This window comes from Citrobacter sp. Cb031, assembly GCF_030336725.1.
GTDB classification, from domain to species: Bacteria; Pseudomonadota; Gammaproteobacteria; order Enterobacterales; family Enterobacteriaceae; genus Citrobacter; species Citrobacter braakii.
In genome coordinates this window covers 904,638-920,106 of record NZ_JAOWDA010000034.1, presented here as the reverse complement: position 1 = coordinate 920,106, position 15,469 = coordinate 904,638, and the positions used below count along the sequence as shown (strand labels likewise).

The window sequence follows — 15,469 nt, the reverse complement described above, 5'->3', positions numbered from 1 at the left end:
CCCCTTTTTTAGTGGAGGGCCAATGGCCGGATTAACTAAAGAACAGCGCGCTCAACGAGCGGCGGAAAAACTTGCTGCCGAACTTGCTGCAAAAAGCAATTCTGAGCAGCAGGAGCAGCAGGAGCAGCAGGAGCAGCAGGAGCAGCAGCAGGAGCAGCAGGAGCAGGATTATCTGGTTGCTATGGTCACTGACTTTCCGGCATTTCCCGGCGCTCCAACAAATGCTGACGTACATCCTGATGAGGTTGAAAACTGGAAGGCGCTCGGCTGGAAAGAAACGGAGTAATAGATGCTCACCTTCATAACTGTTGAAGACGTCAATTCCATTCTGGGAGATTCCTGGACTGATGAAAGCAAAAAAGTCAGGTCTGTATTGATGGCTAACACCTGGATGAATGGTCTCAATCTGAAGCTTCCGTGCAATAAGGCTACTCACGAAACCATTATTCCTGACGATGTGAAGCAGGCTGGCGCCTATGCGGCACTGGCTGCATCAAATGGCGGGCTGTATCAGCAGAAAACCGATTCTGGGGTGCTGCTGAGTAAGACGGTTGATGCTGACGATGTTTCTGTTTCAAAGTCCTATGCCGAGATCGCCACCAATAGCACGGCATTACTCGATTCCGACCTGCAGCTTGCGCTGGCCATGCTTATGCCATATGGCGTTAGTAAGTCGCAGGTGCGGTTAGTCAGGGGGTAGGTAGCATGGGCATACGTGACGAGCTACAAACTGAAGTCGCCGCAGCATTCGATACCGACCTGCAGGATGCTGTTAAGGATTTCACTGGAACATACACCGTTCGAGGTGACTGGGATCCGGTAACGGAAACCGGCAGTGAAACGCAGGTGACGTATTCAGGGCGCGGTGTTCTGGCGCGGTACAAACTCCGTCGTATCGATGGCATTAATATCCTGCACGGTGACCTGAAATTAACCGCCCTGGTTAACGAGGTGACCGATAGGCCAGCAGTCGGGCACTTTGTCACGGCGCCGGAACCGATAACTTGTGTACCTCAGCGTTATGAGGTCATAACCGCCGCTGTTGATTCCGCTGGTGCTGCGTATTCCATCCAGTTACGGAGGGCGTGATATGGCTAAGGGCTGGAGTATTGACCCGGCAGCATTCGCCGGGCTGGTGGCCGATGACGTGAGGTTGCGGCAGCGAGCCATCGCTACACAGTTGCTGAATGAAATCGTGAAACGGTCTCCTGTCGGCAATCCAGAGTTATGGGCGATTAACGCTACCGCCGTCGAGTACTCCAAAGCGGTTGGAGAATGGAACGAATCGCTCTACGACAACCCGGATAATCTGACCAAAACCGGGCGACTCAGGAAGAAAGTACGTGTTAACGACAGCATGGATATCAAACGCCCGGCAGATTATCGTGCGGGTACGTTCAGGGCTTCGCATTTCGTAAGTATCGGATCACCGGATTACTCGGTTCCAACAGAGGAGGACCCGCGCGGAACGACGACATTTCTCAACGGTAAAAACATCATCGATCAGGCTCCGGCCTACTCAGTGATTTATATCCAGTCAAACCTTCCTTACTCCGTACCTCTGGAGAACGGGCATTCAACGCAGGCTCCAGCGGGCGTCTATGCAGTTTCATTTAACGGTGTCGTTCAGGCCTACAAATGACCCTTACAGAAATCAGAAACGCTGTCATTTCCCGAATGACGGCGCAGACCGCTATTGCTTCTGATGGGGTGGACTATCCCAACGGACCGCTATTTGATCCGAGTGGCCGCGATATCTGGGCACGCTTCACCAATATTTCAGGGCAGGCGGGAGCCAACGAAACCGGGAACGGGCCGGTAGTTCATCGAACCGGTGTACTTATCATTCAGCTATTTGTACCGGTCTACACCGGCACGATTCTGCTTACTCAAACAGCAGACCAACTAACGGAGCATTTTGAATTCCAGAATGACGGACGACTGAGTTACTTCGCTGTATCGGCAATCCCGGCGGGCGAGGCCGACGGCTGGTCTCAGCTCAATCTACATATTCCTTACCGCGCTCTGTAGCGCTTAACTTCGATGGAGGTGACCGCATGTCGAGCGGCGCTAAGGTACTCTCGGCCTTTATCCGGGAGACGACACCAGGAATTACGCCTGCTGGCGTCTGGAATCTTCTCAAACGTACCAATTGGGGCGTTGGCCCGTCCCAGAACACCAACGATAACGATGAGATTGGTGGAACCCGAATGGCGCAGGGCGCTACGCTGGGGACGGTCGATGTTGGCGGCGATGTCGGGGCAAAATTCCGCTATGGCCAGCATGATGACTTTCTTGCTTCGTGTTTTGGCGCAGAGTGGGCAAGCAATGTGCTGACGATGGGGAATGACCGTATTTCCTTCTCTCTTGCGACATACGCTTCGGACGTTGGCATTGCCTCTATTGTTCGTGGCGCGCAGGTGAGCGTGTTCCAGTTGGAAGTTCCGAATGATGGCGACGTTACCGCGACAGTCACATTCGCCGGGCTGGGTTGGGACTCAAAAGCAGACGATACGAGTTACATCACAGGCACACCTGCTGATAATGCTGGCGAGTTGCGTTATTCGTTCAAAGAGGTCACTGCAATTAACCTGAATGGCGTCGATGGTGGTGATGGTTTCTGTATTGATACCTTTAACATCAAGTTTGATAACAACGTTCAGACTCAGCGTTGTATCGGTACCGGCTCACCGTATGCCGGGGCCAATATCCCGACTACGTTCACGCCGTCAGGTTCGATCACTTTGTCGTGGTCAAAAGCAGCGTGGGAGGTCTGGAGTAAAACGCTTACTGGCGCAACCGTGCCATTCAGTTTCACGCTGGCGAACGACGAAGGGCAATACACGTTTAACTTCCCGAAAGTGCAGGTCTCTGGCGACTGGCCGGATGGCGGCAATACCGACATTATTCAGGTTCAACTGGATATCACTGCAGCTGACGAGTCGCCGACGATTACCCGCGCTGTTACCGCCCCTGCCACGGCAATCAGCGTAACGCCAGAAACTTCATCAGGTGATGTCGGTACTTCCGTCACGCTGACAGCGAACCTTGCCCCGGCTGGTGCGACTGATGCTGTGCAGTGGGAGTCATCAGATCCGACTGTCGCAACGGTGGTATCGACAGGCCCAAAAACCTGCCAGGTAGTCAGAGCCGGCGCCGGCACCGCAACGATAACCGGTAAAGTGCGAGGCTTCACCGCCACCGCCGAGATTATCGTAACTGAACCATAAAATTTCCCTTGCCCGTTCCGCTCTCCATGGTGGCGCGGGCTTTTTTCATGCAGGAGTTTTTAATGATTATCCTAGCCCCACGAATTGATGTTGGTGGCGAGCGCTGGTTCACACCACTGAAAGGTCTGAAACCCATTGAAGGCCTGAAACTGCTCGTCAACAGCATTGATAACGACCAGTATCGCTCGCGTAATGCTCTTATCCGTCGTCATATTGAAAAAATGGACGCCAGTTACCAGGTTGGAACCAGCGAATTTAGCCTGTCAGCGGTCGGGGAAATAGACTCTGCTGATGATCTGCTTATCGACAACTGTGCGCATTACCTGCTCAAAGACTGGAAGGGCGTTGGTGAGTTTGTTGATGGCGAAGAAGTTCCGATTGAATACACGCCGGAACGCGGAGCTGCACTTCTGAAACAGGAGCCAGCGATTTACTGGCAAATTCTGGCGGAGGCAGCCAGCATCGCCCAGGGCAAAGAGCAGCAAAAGCAGGAAACCGTAAAAAAGCCATCGAAGCGCAGAAGTGGCTGAGTGAATTCGGCGGGGAGCGGGGTGAAAAGGCAAAGTGGCGAAGGGAGAAATTAAAACTCCCGCCAATTCCTGAGCCTGAGATTGATGCTGTAACGGGGGAGATACTCAACGCTTACGCAATGATTTCTCGCGGCAGACAGTATACCGGAATGGCTGGCGTACCGCTCCCGTTGTCCCTGCACGATATCGAGCGCTATCTGGCCTCACGTTCTATCCTGATTGACCGCACAGAGTTTGATGCTTCGATACTTGCCCTCGACGATGCCTGGCGGGATGAGTGGGCGAAGGAACAGAAAGGAAGCAGCAAGAAGAAATGAGCCTCGGTACAGTCCGGGGCTTTTTTATACCCGCAACAAATCGTGCATTCGCGTGCGCATCTTCCAGCAAGAGCTTTCCGTAGTGTGAGTCTGAGACAGGGTGGTGGATTTCATCGTACCGCTCTTGGCTGCCCATGTCTGGCCGCGTTCCCCGTCAAAGGGCAAATGAAGTTACTGTATGCGGCGGCATGAGCATGAATAACCGAATTGTTGAATGCGCCTCCAGAGCTGGGCGAGACTTCTCGGAGTTCATGAAAGGCGAGAAGAACATGGTGGAGGCGCTACGGTTTGCTGAAGAATTCACAGAGCAGTTACGCATTTACGGCTGCGTTAATCACCACTTTATCAAGTTCATGATGCTGAAGGCGATAATGAAGGTGTTCGACGATGTACAGCGTGAGGAAAAGCGTGAAGATCGCCGACGCAAACGAGCGACAGAAAAATGAAGACTGAACACAACCTCGCTCTGGCGGGGTTTTTTTACGCCCGGAGAAAGGTAAATGACCGAACAAACATCACGCCTTGCTATTGTTCTGGATAGTTCCGGGGCAAAGAATAATGCCGATAATCTGGCGACGGCGCTGGCTAGAATCACCCAGGCTGGCGAGCAGGCGGAAAGGTCAACAGACAGCCTGAAGCATGAGTTCATTGATTACAACATAGTGCAAAAATCTGTTTCCAAAGAGACGCGGAACCATCGCCAAGAACTGAGTGAGCAACAGAAAGCTCTTGCAAAGCTAAGGGACCAGATTGACCCGGTTAGTGCGGCCTTGGATAAGCTGGATGACAGATATCAGGAACTCAAGAAATACCAGAAGGCTGGGATTCTGCCGGATGACGATTTCGATTATCTGGCATCTAAGCTCCGCGAGACAGAAAAAGCAATCAATGGTGAGGCGCTGGCTGAAAGAGCTGCTGCAAAAGCCAGAGATAAGCAAAGCGCGTCACTTCAGCGTCTTTCCGCTCAGCTTGACCCGATAGGTACGGCATTTAAAAGGCTGGCAGACCAGCAGAAGCAACTCGACAGCGCGAAGGCTTCTGGTATGTTGTCGCCGGAAAGATACGATGTGCTTTCTTCCAGCCTTGCGACTACCCGTAAGCAACTGGAAATCACCCAGGATGCAATGAAGAAGACCGGGGTCACGTCCCGCGCGATGGCGTACCAGATGCGCATGATCCCAGCGCAAATGACCGATATTGTCGTGAGCCTCGCTTCCGGTCAGGCTCCGATGACGGTCTTATTGCAGCAGGGCGGTCAGCTTAAAGATATGTTCGGCGGTATCGGGCCAGCGATTAAAGGAGTTGGCGGATATGTGGCGGGGCTGATTAACCCGTTTACTCTGGCGGCTGCGGCGGTCGGTGTTCTTGGTCTGGCCTATTACAAAGGCTCTAAGGATCAGGATGCGTATAATAAATCCATTATTCTTACAGGTGGCTATGCTGGTAAAACTGCCGGTGAGTTGCAGATAATGGCGAAGTCGCTTTCGACATTTTCAATATCCCAGAGTCAATTTGCTGAAAGTATTGCAAAGGTCGTTGGTACAGGCAGCTTTTCAGGCTCCAGCATTATGATGATAGCCGATACTGCTGAAAAAATGCGGGACTCGGTAGGAGTGTCAGTCGATGACACAATAAAACAGTTCCAGCGCATTCAAGACGACCCAGTAAATGCTGTAAAAGAGCTTGATAAATCGATCCACTTCCTCACCGCTACGCAGTTAGAGCAGATCACCACTCTTGCCGAGCAGGGCAGAAGCCAGGAAGCGGCGAGAATAGCCATGGAAAGCTATTCATCTGCAATGCGAACCCGCTCAGAAGAAATTAAGGCTAGCTTAGGCTCACTGGAAACAGCCTGGAACTGGCTTGGTGACGCAGCAAAAAGCGCATGGGACAAAATGCTGGATATCGGTCGCGTGAAGACGACCAAGCAGCAAATAGATGAAATTGAGCGAAAACTTGTTGAGTTCCAGACGAATCCTGTAAGTAAGGGGCTGTATTTTAATGAGACCGGACTTACCGCTGATGACCTGAGAAATGAACTGAAGAAGCTGAAAGAAATTGATTTTCGCGAAAGCCTGGACAACGCCAGAGAGCAGGCAGATAAAAACGAAGAGGAAAGGAAAAAGCGCGAATTTAATGCGACAAAGAAACTCAACCAGCAATATGAAAACGAGGAAGAGCGTCACCAGCGCACACTGAATGAAATCAGAAATTCAGGGGCAAGTCAGGCGGCAATTGATCAGGCTATCCAGCGTGAAAATGCTCGTTATGAGAAGTCGCTACAGAAGGGAAATCGCGGCAGAAAAGGCAAATCTTACTCCGAAGACGCAGCAACCCGGCTACTCGACCAGATAAACCAGCAAACAGCCGCGATGCAGTCTCAACTGAACGCCGGCGACAAGCTGAACAGCGCTACACAGGCGCGAGTAAAGTTTGAACAACAGATTGCTGACCTCAAGTCTAAAACGCAACTCACCGCCGATCAGAAGTCAATTCTGGCGCGTTCTGAGGAAATCCTTCAGGCGTACAAAAATCAGGAAGCGTTGCAAAATTCGGTTAAGACGCTGGATGACTACCGGAAGATGCAGGAGCAGGTTCTAACAAAGGATGAGCAGACAAATAACCTTCTTAGAGACCGCCTCGAGCTTCTGGAAAAGGCAAAAGCGACCGGGCAATTGATGCTGGGAGAGTATGAACAAACCCGTTCAAATATTCTCGGTAGTACAACTGCACAGCTACCAAGTTCGGTAAAGAAAGTGACTGGCAGTCTTTCGCCTGTGGGGGGCGAGCTATCTGGTTCGTGGGGAGGCATTCAGCAACAATTGCAGGAAATACAGCGAGCGCAAATGGATTTAGATATGTGGCAAGCTGATCAGCTCGCTGCATATCAGCAAATGGATCTGACCACGAAAGAATATGAGCAAAAGATGTATGAGACGCGGAGATTGTATGCCGATCAGACGGCGGCGTTGAGCAATCAGAACTTCCAGATTCAGACCGCAGCCACTCAGTCTATGTTTGATAGTGTGGTTTCAATAGCGCAAACAGGATTTGGTAAGCAGTCAGGGATTTATAAGGCTGCATTTGCTGCAAGCAAGGCATTTGCGATTGCTCAGTCCCTGATTTCTATCCAGCAGGGTATTGCTATGGCAGCAGCCAATCCATTTCCTTACAACATTGCGGCAATGGCGTCTGTTGCAGCAGCTACAGCTAGTATTGTTTCCAATATATCGACAATTTCTGGCGTTGGCTTCGCAACTGGCGGCTATACCGGCCCCGGAGGTAAATACGACCCGGCAGGCATTGTTCACAAGGGCGAGTATGTTTTCGATAAAGCATCAACGAACCGGATCGGGGTGACTCAGCTTGATGCGCTTCGGAATGGTAAACCGCTTGATGCAACGCTCAGTAGGCCGGGATACGGAACGGGCGTTCAGAGTGTCAGCAACAACAACAGCAATACCACCATCATCAGCCCTACAGTCATAGTGCCTCCGATTACTATTAACGGCAACCCATCTGATTCTACCGTTATGCTTGTCCAGCAGGCAGCTGCGAAAGGGGCAAAGCAGGGATATCAGCAGGTGGCTCATGATCTTGCTAATGGGAGAGGTGACGTATTTAAGGCTCTCTCCGGCAAGTACAATGCGGGAAGGAAGATAGGTTGATTGCAGGCAAGGACGCCCCACATTGCCATGTACCCGGCCTGTGATAACATCAGGTTATGTTTACTGTTGGGGATAGGGATATGAAAAAATTATTGTTAGCGGCTTTTGTCGCTTCATTTTTGACTGGATGCGCTAATAATCAAGGGCAGGAAGCTATAACCGGAGTTGATCGTCATAGCGGAAGTAAGACGGTGTTAATGCAGCCACATGGAACTGATTGCAAAAGTATGCAGTGTATAGCAATTGGAGCTTTCTGGGCTGAAAGTGAGAAAGATACCGCCCTTCTCAATATTTCCCTGATGAACACTACTGATTTTGTTAGAAGTGCCTACTTCGAGATAGATGGCAAAAAGTATCAACTGCGTGATGGTGGCGATCTTACTCGTTATGAGCGTCCTTTAGCTAACTACTCAGCATATGCACAGTCCCGCAAGGATTACCTTGTGCCCTTAGACTTAATCAAGAAATTATCAACAGCTAAAAAGGCTTGGATTTTTGTTGAAACTGGTAGTGGCGTGATGTCGGATGCAATCATTGATTCACAAGGTGACAGCAAGGCGTTTTACGCCATGCAAAGATTTCTTAAGCAAATTCCATATTAAAGACGCATAGCCCACTCAGGTGGGCTTTTTAACAATTAGTGCCATTTACTTGATGCCCTCAAGATATCTCTAACTCACCATATCTACTCATACTTCATCGTATCTAATTGCGGGTAAGAGTCCATGACGCTATCCCGCTGCCGGTGATTGAAGAGCATTATTACACGGCAGCAGAGGCTGGACAGAAAATCGGCGTCAGCGCCAATAAAATCGGGCGCATAGCTAACGCGAACAACCTCAAAACTGAGCAGTAGGGCAAATTCTTTCTGGATAAGTCGGCTCACTCCACTAAGCAGGTTGAAGCATTCCGCAATAACACCAACGGCATTGAATCTCTTCGCCATCTGAACCATGGTGCTGATGTTGCCTGACGGATAACAAATTTAGGTCAAGAACCCGCTTAACGGTGGGTTTTTTATGCCCGGAGGAAAAGTGGCAGAAAAATACTACCCCCACGACTATCTCCCTATGCCGCTTCAGGATGGCTATGCATTTCAGCCAGTCAGTCCGTTAATGCGTACCGAAATGACAACCGGCCGTGCCCGCCAGCGCCGGGCATTCATTTCCACGCCAACACAGGCAAATGTGCAGTGGCTTTTTGAAACGGACATTCAGGCCCAGCTATTTGAGGCCTGGTACCGCGAAACGATCACTGACGGTGCTGACTGGTTTTTTATGCGACTACAGACCCCGCTGGGCGTTGAGTTCTATAAATGCCGGTTCACCGATATCTATCAGGGGCCGACGCTGGTCGCCCCGATTTACTGGCAGTTCTCCGCGACGCTGGAGCTATGGACACGTCCTGTTCTTGGCGATGGCTGGGCTGAGTTCCCGGATTACATCATCAACAGCAGCATCATTGATATTGCGCTTAACAGGGAGTGGCCCGAAGCATGACCAGCCCGACTTTAAAACGACTGTACGCCTCTTCCGGTGAAGAGGTCATTATCAAAACCCTACAAATCAACATCGGTGATGATGCTCTGTATCTCTGTGATGGCTATGACGACATAACCGCGACAACGGAAACCGGCGAAGAAGTGACATTTATCGCAAGCACCATCGACGTTGCGTTACCTGCGCGAAACAGCGACGGTACACAGGATCTGCAGTTTGCAGTCTCTAACATTAATGGCGAGGCATCGACATCCGTGCGTAGCGCGCTGGAAAACTTGCGTGGCGCCACAGTAACTTACCGCCAGTTTACCTCTGACGATTTAACCGCTCCCGCCGAACGTCCTTATACCCTGACGGTTAAAAACGGGTACTGGACCGCGACGCAGGCGCAGATTATCGCAGGGTACATGAACGTGTTGGATACAGGCTGGCCCCGCTATCGCTACACACTCCCGTTCTATCCTGGCCTTCGTTACATGAGCTAAGGAGTTTCAATGTTCAATCAAGATAAATACCTTTCAGTCACATGGCTGAAGGGCGGACGCGCTTACCCTGAACTTGACTGTTTCGGCATCGTGAATGAAGTGCGTCGCGATCTGGGGCTTCATGAATGGCCTGATTTTGCCGGAGTGACTAAAGACGATGGTGGCCTTGACCGAGAAGCAAAAAGTTTCTCACTGACTCTTTCCCAATGCGAGCCATGCGCTGGTGCAGGGGTTTATTGCTATTCCGGTTCAACGGTGACGCATGTTGCAGTCGTGGTGGATATCAACGAGCAACTTTATGTTGTGGAATGCAACCCAAAGACCAACGTGACCATCCTTCCATTGCCGCGCTTTATGCGTCGGTTTGTTAAAGTGGAGTTCTGGCAGTGACTATCAGAATTTATCCATCCCGGTTACCCGGCGAGCCGCTGGAAATACATGAACATGGCGCACTGACTCTTCATCAGTGGTTGTCGAGCAACGTTGATAATTATCGTTCAGATATTAAACACCCGATTGCGGTTGAAGTTGATGGCGAAAATATTCCCGCAACGGAATGGTTCGATTATGTCATAGCCCCATCCAGTGAAGTACGTATCTATCCGATCCCTTACGGGCTGGAGGCCGGGACAATTGCGTGGATAGCTGTTGCTATTTCTGCCGCATCCGTTGCATATGCGCTATTTTTTGCACCAGGCGCGGTCGATCCGGGAGGATATTCATCAGGAACAGGCAATTCACTCGATGTAAACCCGGCTAAAGCCAACCAGGCTAAGCTTGGGGAGCCGATTCGTGAGCTGTTCGGACGCCGCCGAATTTACCCCGATTACGTAGTACAGCCGGTAACCCGCTTCAGCCAGGATGATCCGACAGTGATGACCGTTGAAATGTTCGTCGCGCTGGGATTCGGACAATTTTCATTCGGCAAAGGGGATATGCGTGTTGGTGCCACGCCTGTTTCATCGCTGGGTGATAGTTTCGCGTACACCGTTTTTCAGCCCGGCCAGAATGTGGCTGGTGACCGCCGTAGCGAAAACTGGTTTAACTCCACTGAAGTTGGAGGCACCAGCTCTGGCGCCGGGCTGGATATGGCCCAGACGGCGCCGGACAAGGATGATGTTGTTGCGCAGTCACTGACGGTGTCTGGAAACACAATCACGTTTAACGGATTAAGCGCTGACGACGATACTGCAACAAACGAGCTGCCTGATTCGTGGATTGCTGGCGCAACGGTTGAGCTAATCGTACCCGATCAGTTTGTTGTAACCAACGATGGCGCATACAGCCGAATTACCAGTGACAATCTGGCGGAACTCGCCCCTTATGTCGGCATGCCGGTAACGCTCTGGTACAACAGCGTCGACTATAGCCTGTTTATCGCTTCGTATACGCCGCATGCAGACGCGACAGAGGAAGAAGAGGAAGTCACCGCCTCGGTAACGCTGGCTTATGAGAGTGACACCGGTACGCCTTTTACGGGTATTCCAGAGGGGGATATCAGGCTTTCCGTTTCTCACGCTGGATATCAGTACAAAATTTTCGACGTTGACGGCACAAGTGTGACTCTTCAGCGCTTGATTGACGGCGTTGTCAATAACACATGGCCGGGTTTCGTTGCGCGCACCGTGCTTGATTTTGACGCATCTGGCGTTAACCAGAATGATTCCTGGATGGGGCCGTTTCTGGCATGCCCGGATAATGAAACCATCGACATGTTTGAAGTGAATTTCTTCTTCCCGAATGGCATTTGCTGGTACGACAAAAAAGGGAGAAAACAAAACAGAACGGTTCGCTGGGAAGTTCAGTACCGCGTCTATGGCTCTGGTTCTGGATGGTTGAGCAAAACCGGCTCGTATAATACAAAAAATATAAATGGTCTTGGTTTTACTGAGCGCATCACGCTGAGTTCTCCTGGCCTTGTTGAAGTGCGATGTCGACGCACTAACGAGCAGGGACAGGATAACAGCCGCGATAATATGTACTGGCAATCGTTGCGTGGCCGCCTTCTGACCTCGCCGTCATCGTACGCTGGCGTAACGACGATGGGTGTCACGGTGGAAACAGGCGGCAAGCTGGCCGCTCAGTCCGATCGCCGGGTGAACGTGGTAGCGACAAGGATTTACGACACTGGCGCACCAAGAAGCATCTCTGGCGCCCTGTACCACGTTGGTAACTCGTTGGGGCTGGATATGGACACCGACGCCATTGATGCGCTGGAAAGTGCGTACTGGACGCCTGGCAATGAGTTTTTCGATTTCGAGACGACTGACAGCACATCTGCGCTGGAGGTTTTGCAGAAGATAGCCAACGCCGGGAAAAGTTATTTTCTGCTGACGGACGGGCTTGCTTCGGTTGCGCGTGAAGGCGTAAAGCCATGGTCCGGGGTTATCAGTCCGCATGAGATGACTGAAGACCTGCAAACTGCATTCGTTGCTCCCTCCGGTGACGATTATGACGGCGTTGATGTAACGTATATCAACGGAACGACCTGGGCTGAGGAGACGGTACAGTGCCGGACCCCGGATAATCCAACCCCTGTCAAAATCGAAGACTACACTCTTGATGGTGTGCTTGATCGTGATCGCGCGTACCAAATCGGCATGCGCCGGTTGATGAAGTATCAGCAGCAGCGGCTGACCCATACGACATCTACTGAGCTGGACGCACTTTGCTATAACATCGGCGACCGTATCGTGCTGACTGACGATATACCCGGTAGCCAGACGGTCAGCACACTGATTGAGTCGATGGCGTCTGTGGATGGCACAACGACATTCACGGTGACAGAGCGGCTTGACTGGTCGTTTCCAAATCCTCGCGTGCTGATTCGTTATCAGGATGGTTCGGCTTCCTCACTAATGGTGGCGACCAGTGCAGGTGATTACCGGGTTTCCGTACCTTACCTGGCGACGTTCGATGACATGATTCTTGATGATCCCGGCATTGAACCGCCACGCCTGATTTTCTGCGACTCTTCACGAGTGGGCTATAACGCTCTTGTCTCAGAGATAGCCCCGCAATCTGACGGCACATGTCAGATAACGGCGAAACAGTATAAACCCAGCTTCTACGATCACGACAATGCAACATATCCCGGCGATACAGCCTGATTTCACCTACTTAACTATCACCCGCTTCGGCGGGTTTTTTCGTTTATGAGGCTCATATGACGACTTATAACACCGGCAACTCGCTGGGATCTGCTGCTGCAAAAGACCTTAACGATAACGCGCAAAACATGGATTATCTGATGAATGACCAGGTGAATGATCGACGCAATGATCGTCTTGGACATTCCCGTAAAACCTGGCACGGTATGGAGTCAGCTCATGAGAAACAACTTGCCCGCTTTTCTGCTGCCTTTCAGGAATTTCTTGTTAAGTCCGGATATGACTTTCTCGGCGATTACGAGGACGGTCCTCTTACTTTCACTGCACGAAATCAGACAATCCGGTATCAGGGGCAGTTCTGGAGACTGAATACAGCAACGGATGTTCCATTCACGACACGCGGAACGGATGCCATAAGCTGGGCAGAGGATGTTAATCATCTGGTCCTGATGGACGCTGACATGCTGCGTCAGGAACTGGCACTACCGGATGGAGCCTGGCTGGTAGGACTGGGTGATTTGACGCTGGGTGAGATACTGGCTCAGAAAATCTTCATTATTGTCATTACCGGACAGTCGAATGCAGTCGGTGCAAATAGTGGAGGGCCTAATCCGGCAAGCGATAAAATCGTTATCTGGGATGGTGCAACGGGCGACTGGGGAAGCAGTGATTATACCCGTCCACCGCTGTCACGCTCCAGTCCGAACGGGAACGGCGGCAACAACAATATAGCGCTGGCATTTGCACATCGCCTTGTGGATGAGTTTAAGGCAGAAAAGGTGTTCATCATCTATGATGCGGCAGGTGGGCGTTCCATTGAGGACTGGACAGGGGAGGGGGTTAACTCAGTCCGCTACGCAGCGATAAAAGGCAAGGTTGAAGCGGCGCTGGCCTCACCGGAAATTGTCGCCACAGGGAAGACGAGAGTCGATATGGTTGTCTTTGCGCAAGGGGAAGCTAACGGACTGACAGATACCATTACGGATTACCGCAGCAAGCTTGCCACGCTGGACAGGCAGTTTCGTGCTGAAAGCTGGATGTCTGATACCACACCGATGTTTATCATGGGTATGAGCGGATTACACATGCGTTACCAGGTCTGGCAGGCGCAACTGGATTATTGTGAAAACCACAACCGCAACTGCATTTATGTGAACTCTGCAGGACTAAAGACACAATACGACGTTGATGGTGCGGGAGATTACACGCACTGGCTGGGTACATCCCTTTGGGAACATGGCTATTATCGAATCTGGCAAGCACTGCATGAACGCGGGGTCACACACCGCCATACTCTTGCAGCGTTCTCTGCCCGGGGGGCGGGTCCGTGGAGTGGCGAGGCCATCGCGCTGGCAAAATTTTCGAGCCTGGTAAGTGCAGGCTCCACAACGGGTGATTTTCCGGCGAACGGCCCTGCTGCGTCGCACGCGATTCACTGGGGTTATCAATGTACAGCTGCAAATAATGCGCTTGCTGGAGGGTATCAGGTAACGATGGAGTCCGGTGCGAGTTATTCTATAGCATGGGGCCGCCTGAATATGTTTGCTGCTCAGGCGCAAAACTCAGCAGCTTTCGGTTACGGCAATACCATTAATACTCCCTACGCTTTTGCCGGTGGGAGAGGACATACAATCGCAGATCCTTACTGCGCGGCACTTGGCGGATTCTCTGAATACAAAACCTCGCTGGCAGATCCTGTAAGGTTCCAGGTTGGCATCGGTAAGGCTGAGGCTTCGCCAAAAACCGGTTTTGCCGTATTTGAGTCAGGCAGGTCACTGTTCGCGGGTAACATTGATTTTAAAACGGATAATAATTCCTCTGTAGGGACGCCGAGCGCACGCGCGTCAGTTATCTATGCGGGTACTGCTGCAATCAACACCTCTGATATAACGACGAAAAAATCACGTGGAGCGTTAACCGATGCTGAATTACGGGCATGGGCTAAAGTGCCGCCGACAATTTATCAGATACTGGAGTCACTGAATGAAAAAGGTGAGGACGCGCGGCTACATGCAGGGCTGATTGCACAGGATGTTGCTACGGCGTTTGAATCTGAGGGGCTGGATCCGCGCCGTTACGCGTTGTTCTGTGAAGACGAAATATTCGAAGAAGTATTCGAACCTCAAATCAGGACTGTTTCACGTCAGAAGCGTGGGCCGGGAGTTATCAGGGAGTCCGGTATTGTTGACGGCGTAGAAGTTACGGTCGAGCGTAGAGTAGAAGACGCGCTTCAGTACAAGCTTGTTAATGATGAGTTCGTGCCAGAGATTGAAGAAGTGGAAGAGACAGTGATGATTCCGGTTCGAAAGTCAGCAGGGATACGCCTCGGGCTGCGTTATACAGAATGCCTTATTTTTGAAGCTGCTTATCAGCGCTCTGTCAGCACTAAACTGGCGGCGCGCCTTGATGAGCTTACTGTTCCGGCACGTTACGCAGCCAGGTGCGGGAACAGTAATAGCTAAAATCCAACCCGATCAGTATCTATTCCACTTTTCCGACGAACATATCAGGGCCAATCTGCTGGATGTCTATGACACTACCGGGGCGGGGTCAGTCCAAAAATGACTCTGAGGTGTCTGTTAAATCCGTGGCGATTCATCTCCTGTTCATCGTTCAGTTAGCTTTTATCC

At 51.3% G+C, this 15,469-nt stretch carries 16 protein-coding genes and 1 pseudogene; all 17 read left to right on the top strand.

Annotated features, from left to right (window positions below; genetic code table 11):
* The first annotated feature begins 22 nt into the window (after positions 1-22).
* The 17 genes and pseudogenes from OGV93_RS20930 to OGV93_RS20850 all read left to right on the top strand — a co-directional run bounded on the left by OGV93_RS20930 (position 23) and on the right by OGV93_RS20850 (position 15,301).
* Positions 23-286: a hypothetical protein gene (locus OGV93_RS20930; protein WP_181634817.1), complete on the top strand. Its 264-nt coding sequence runs from the start codon at positions 23-25 to the stop codon at positions 284-286.
* Between the two features lie 3 nt (positions 287-289).
* Entirely contained in the window at positions 290-700 is a 411-nt protein-coding gene (locus OGV93_RS20925; RefSeq protein WP_047418040.1) for a DnaT-like ssDNA-binding protein, read from the top strand.
* A gap of 5 nt (positions 701-705) precedes the next feature.
* Entirely contained in the window at positions 706-1,089 is a 384-nt protein-coding gene (locus OGV93_RS20920; RefSeq protein ID WP_047418037.1) for a hypothetical protein, read from the top strand.
* A 1-nt stretch (position 1,090) separates the two neighbouring features.
* On the top strand, positions 1,091-1,642 hold the full coding sequence (locus tag OGV93_RS20915; RefSeq protein WP_047418035.1) for a hypothetical protein: 552 nt from the start codon (positions 1,091-1,093) through the stop codon (positions 1,640-1,642).
* A complete protein-coding gene (locus tag OGV93_RS20910; protein ID WP_047418033.1) occupies positions 1,639-2,031 on the top strand; it encodes a phage tail terminator-like protein in 393 nt (130 codons plus the stop codon). The genes OGV93_RS20915 and OGV93_RS20910 overlap by 4 nt, the downstream gene beginning before the upstream one ends.
* 26 nt (positions 2,032-2,057) lie before the next feature.
* Entirely contained in the window at positions 2,058-3,230 is a 1,173-nt protein-coding gene (locus OGV93_RS20905) for a phage tail tube protein (protein WP_047418030.1), read from the top strand.
* A gap of 62 nt (positions 3,231-3,292) precedes the next feature.
* A complete protein-coding gene (locus OGV93_RS20900; protein ID WP_047418027.1) occupies positions 3,293-3,760 on the top strand; it encodes a phage-derived protein YdaY family protein in 468 nt (155 codons plus the stop codon).
* Positions 3,761-3,909: 149 nt separating this feature from the next.
* The gene (locus tag OGV93_RS20895; RefSeq protein WP_103766491.1) at positions 3,910-4,077 is read left to right on the top strand and encodes a hypothetical protein; all 168 of its coding nucleotides are present in this window, start codon (positions 3,910-3,912) and stop codon (positions 4,075-4,077) included.
* Between the two features lie 194 nt (positions 4,078-4,271).
* The gene (locus OGV93_RS20890; RefSeq protein ID WP_047418022.1) at positions 4,272-4,523 is read left to right on the top strand and encodes a hypothetical protein; all 252 of its coding nucleotides are present in this window, start codon (positions 4,272-4,274) and stop codon (positions 4,521-4,523) included.
* A gap of 54 nt (positions 4,524-4,577) precedes the next feature.
* Entirely contained in the window at positions 4,578-7,745 is a 3,168-nt protein-coding gene (locus OGV93_RS20885) for a phage tail length tape measure family protein (RefSeq protein WP_047418019.1), read from the top strand.
* Between the two features lie 80 nt (positions 7,746-7,825).
* Positions 7,826-8,347, top strand: a complete 522-nt coding sequence (locus tag OGV93_RS20880; RefSeq protein ID WP_131382546.1) for a hypothetical protein — start codon at positions 7,826-7,828, stop codon at positions 8,345-8,347.
* A gap of 122 nt (positions 8,348-8,469) precedes the next feature.
* Positions 8,470-8,718, top strand: a pseudogene (locus OGV93_RS20875) (phage repressor protein); the annotation flags it as partial.
* A 61-nt stretch (positions 8,719-8,779) separates the two neighbouring features.
* Complete coding sequence (locus OGV93_RS20870) at positions 8,780-9,244, top strand: hypothetical protein (RefSeq protein WP_047418010.1); 465 nt, start codon at positions 8,780-8,782, stop codon at positions 9,242-9,244.
* Complete coding sequence (locus OGV93_RS20865) at positions 9,241-9,729, top strand: DUF1833 family protein (RefSeq protein ID WP_047418008.1); 489 nt, start codon at positions 9,241-9,243, stop codon at positions 9,727-9,729. The genes OGV93_RS20870 and OGV93_RS20865 overlap by 4 nt, the downstream gene beginning before the upstream one ends.
* Before the next feature lie 9 nt (positions 9,730-9,738).
* Positions 9,739-10,119: a hypothetical protein gene (locus OGV93_RS20860; protein WP_047418006.1), complete on the top strand. Its 381-nt coding sequence runs from the start codon at positions 9,739-9,741 to the stop codon at positions 10,117-10,119.
* Positions 10,116-12,839 carry a host specificity factor TipJ family phage tail protein gene (locus OGV93_RS20855; protein ID WP_047418004.1) on the top strand — a complete coding sequence of 908 codons (2,724 nt, stop codon included), beginning with the start codon at positions 10,116-10,118 and terminating at the stop codon, positions 12,837-12,839. The genes OGV93_RS20860 and OGV93_RS20855 overlap by 4 nt, the downstream gene beginning before the upstream one ends.
* Before the next feature lie 56 nt (positions 12,840-12,895).
* Positions 12,896-15,301, top strand: a complete 2,406-nt coding sequence (locus OGV93_RS20850) for a sialate O-acetylesterase (protein ID WP_072034388.1) — start codon at positions 12,896-12,898, stop codon at positions 15,299-15,301.
* Positions 15,302-15,469: the final 168 nt, after the last annotated feature.

Excerpts from the sequence above, each read along its gene's own strand:
- OGV93_RS20925 (WP_047418040.1), top strand. The coding sequence starts at position 290 with ATGCTCACCTTCATAACTGTTGAAGACGTCAATTCCATTCTGGGAGAT.
- OGV93_RS20865 (WP_047418008.1), top strand. The coding sequence starts at position 9,241 with ATGACCAGCCCGACTTTAAAACGACTGTACGCCTCTTCCGGTGAAGAG.
- OGV93_RS20860 (WP_047418006.1), top strand. The coding sequence starts at position 9,739 with ATGTTCAATCAAGATAAATACCTTTCAGTCACATGGCTGAAGGGCGGA.
- OGV93_RS20900 (WP_047418027.1), top strand. The coding sequence starts at position 3,293 with ATGATTATCCTAGCCCCACGAATTGATGTTGGTGGCGAGCGCTGGTTC.
- OGV93_RS20890 (WP_047418022.1), top strand. The coding sequence starts at position 4,272 with ATGAATAACCGAATTGTTGAATGCGCCTCCAGAGCTGGGCGAGACTTC.
- OGV93_RS20850 (WP_072034388.1), top strand. The coding sequence starts at position 12,896 with ATGACGACTTATAACACCGGCAACTCGCTGGGATCTGCTGCTGCAAAA.
- OGV93_RS20895 (WP_103766491.1), top strand. The coding sequence starts at position 3,910 with ATGGCTGGCGTACCGCTCCCGTTGTCCCTGCACGATATCGAGCGCTAT.
- OGV93_RS20920 (WP_047418037.1), top strand. The coding sequence starts at position 706 with ATGGGCATACGTGACGAGCTACAAACTGAAGTCGCCGCAGCATTCGAT.
- OGV93_RS20910 (WP_047418033.1), top strand. The coding sequence starts at position 1,639 with ATGACCCTTACAGAAATCAGAAACGCTGTCATTTCCCGAATGACGGCG.
- OGV93_RS20885 (WP_047418019.1), top strand. The coding sequence starts at position 4,578 with ATGACCGAACAAACATCACGCCTTGCTATTGTTCTGGATAGTTCCGGG.
- OGV93_RS20930 (WP_181634817.1), top strand. The coding sequence starts at position 23 with ATGGCCGGATTAACTAAAGAACAGCGCGCTCAACGAGCGGCGGAAAAA.
- OGV93_RS20905 (WP_047418030.1), top strand. The coding sequence starts at position 2,058 with ATGTCGAGCGGCGCTAAGGTACTCTCGGCCTTTATCCGGGAGACGACA.
- OGV93_RS20880 (WP_131382546.1), top strand. The coding sequence starts at position 7,826 with ATGAAAAAATTATTGTTAGCGGCTTTTGTCGCTTCATTTTTGACTGGA.
- OGV93_RS20915 (WP_047418035.1), top strand. The coding sequence starts at position 1,091 with ATGGCTAAGGGCTGGAGTATTGACCCGGCAGCATTCGCCGGGCTGGTG.